1 protein-coding gene is annotated in these 2,658 nt (G+C 66.6%); it reads right to left on the reverse strand.

Annotation, left to right across the window (positions count from 1 at the left end; all coding sequences use genetic code 11):
* Positions 1 to 134: 134 nt before the first annotated feature.
* On the reverse strand, positions 135 to 2,483 hold the full coding sequence (locus tag D7V93_RS41495; protein ID WP_120648489.1) for an immune inhibitor A domain-containing protein: 2,349 nt from the start codon (positions 2,481 to 2,483) through the stop codon (positions 135 to 137).
* Positions 2,484 to 2,658: the final 175 nt, after the last annotated feature.

Consider the following 2,658-nt stretch of genomic DNA (forward strand, 5'->3'; position numbering starts at 1 on the left):
GGCGTTCACGCGGGGCCCCATCCTACAGGCCCGGGCGCACGCGACAGCCCTCCTCAAGACGAAGGCCGGCCCCGCGAACGAGCGGGACCGGCCTCCTGACTTCATGGCTTCAATGCGAAGGAAGCGTCAGGCGCTCACTCGACCGGACGCACCTGCACCTGCATCACGGTCTGGTTCTTGTTCTCCGTCAGCACCTCGATGATGGTGCCCGTCGGAGGAACCTTCACGCCCGCGTACGGCTGCGTGGCGTACCAGAAGGTGTTCGTGTCGTTGAACACGGGCACCGCCGGCTGCGAGGGGTACTCGTTGCGCGGGAAGCCGTTGGGCTTGAGCGACAGCGGGAAGCTGGGCGCCAGGCCGAACGTCGCGTCGTGCGTCTGCACGCGGCCGGACCAGTAGCGGCCGTCGCTGCGCTGCAGGGGCTGCGGGCGCGAGTCGATGGGCAGGATGCGGCCCTCGCCCGGGTGCTGGGACACGTTGTTGTTGCCCACGGAGGTATCCCAGTAGGTGACCAGCAGGCCGGGGTTGTACGAGTAGCGCTCCGCGTAGTCGAACAGGCCGTCCGCGCTGAAGCCGTAGTTGTACGGGCCCGTGGCCAGCGTCTCGTCGTAGCCGCGGAACTGACGCCACTCGGCCAGGTAGTAGTGGTCGTAGAACGTGTTGGTGCCGTCCGTGTGGAAGAACGTGGACTGGTCCCACCACTTGTGGCCCCACTCCGCGTCGTCACCGAAGACGTACTTGTTCTTCGCCCACAGCTGCACGAAGTCCACCAGGAAGCCCCTGCCGAACTCCGCGCTGTCCGTCTTGTAGCGCAGCTTCACCGTGACCGACTTGCCCGCGTAGGCGGACAGGTCGAACTCCAGCGGCACCCAGCCGTTGGACGTGCCGGTGATGCCGTTGCCCAGGTTGTTGCCCCAGGGGTTCGTGTCGCGGCTCACCGGGCTGGGCAGGTTGACGAACGGACCGCCGTCCACGGAGACCGCGACGTAGGCGTAGTCCCAGTCCTCCTCGATGTCGAACCACGTCTGGAAGGAGAAGGTGATGGGCGTCTTGTTCGGCAGCTTCACCGTCTTCACGAGCACGCGGTCCAGGTTGTTGCCCTGGCCGCCCTGCCACGCGTACTGACCCTCGAACGGCGCCGTCGTCGGCTGCACGCGGGGCTTGCCGGGCAGCTTCACCAGCAGCGCCTGCTTCGCGTTCTGGGACGTGAACTCCGCGGGACCCAGCTTGTGGTACGAGTACAGGCCCGCCGACGTCGTGGCGTAGTCCAGCCAGCCCAGCTGCAGCTTGTCCCAGGCGAGGAAGTCACCCGGGCGCGTGCCGATGTCCGTCGTGCCGTCGTTCAGGTACGAGCCCGACGACATGATGGTCCAGAAGCCCGTGCCGTTGTCCGCCGCGTTCGTCGTGTCGTACTGGTCCGGCAGGCCCAGGTCGTGGCCGAACTCGTGCGCGAACACGCCCAGTCCGCCGTTCTCCGGCTGGATGGTGTAGTCGCCCACCCACTTGTCCACGTTCGCCGCGAAGCGCGTGCCGCCGTTCGGGTTGTACGCGGGGCCCGTGCCGTCCGCGCTCAGGCCCGTGCTGTACGCGAACCACCGGTGGCTCCACACCGCGTTGGGGCCCTGGTCGCCGCCGCCGACTTCCTCGCCCATGCCAGCGTGGACGATCTGGAAGTGGTCGATGTAGCCGTCCGGCTCGTTGAAGTCGCCGTCGCCGTCGTAGTCATACCGGTCCCACGTGTCGAACGTGTCCAGGTACGCCTTGATCTCCGCGGGCGTCTTGCCGGCGGCCACCTGGCCCTGCGTCCACACCTTGATGGCGTCGCTGATGAGCGGCCACACGGAGTTGGAGCAGCTGGAGGAGCCGCACAGGTTGTTGCCGTAGCGGGCGGCGTTGTACGGCACCTTCACCCACTCGGACACCGCGCCGTTCACGGTGTAGCGGCCGGACGACGCCGCCTTGTAGTAGTTCGCCACCGAGTCCGCGCCGGGCGTGGTGTCGAAGTACAGCTTCTCGTAGTGCTCGCGGTTGTAGTCCGGCTGCCAGATGGTGGTGTTGTCCACCGTCCGGTCCGGCTCGGCGATCACGTTGTGCAGCGGGCCCGGGATGTTGCCGCCGGGGTTCGTGGCGGGGTTGCCGAACACCGGGTGGATCTGCGTGCCGTACTCCACCAGGATGACGAAGATGCGGTCCGTGCGCTCCAGCTCCAGCTCCACGAACTTGCCGTTGGCCAGCTTCTGCACCTTGCCGGGCTGACCGCGGCCCTCGATCCGCTCCTTCAGCGCCTGCGCCTTCAGCGCCTTCTGCTGCTCGCCCAGCCGGTGGGGCAGGTCGTCGGTGATGTCCTCCACGACCGCCCTGCGCAGGGTCGAAGGTGGGGCAATGTCGGGTTGCGGCTTCTCGTACCACGCGCGCTCCGCGTAGGCGGACGGCGCCGCGAACGCGAGGAGGCTCCATGCAAGCCAAGAGGGAGGTTTCCGCATTGCAACTCCTATTCGAGGTTCGGGTCAGTGCCCGGTACTTCCGGGAGGGCTGTCTTTCTAATGGAAGACAAGCCATTTTTGGAAGACCGGGACGCTAAATATTTCTTGCAAGGACGGAGTGAGTCTTCGTCGGCTGGTGGGCGAAAATTGAAGAATGGGCAGGAGGGGGATGGGG

It is taken from the genome of Corallococcus llansteffanensis (assembly GCF_003612055.1).
GTDB classification, from domain to species: domain Bacteria; phylum Myxococcota; class Myxococcia; order Myxococcales; family Myxococcaceae; genus Corallococcus; species Corallococcus llansteffanensis.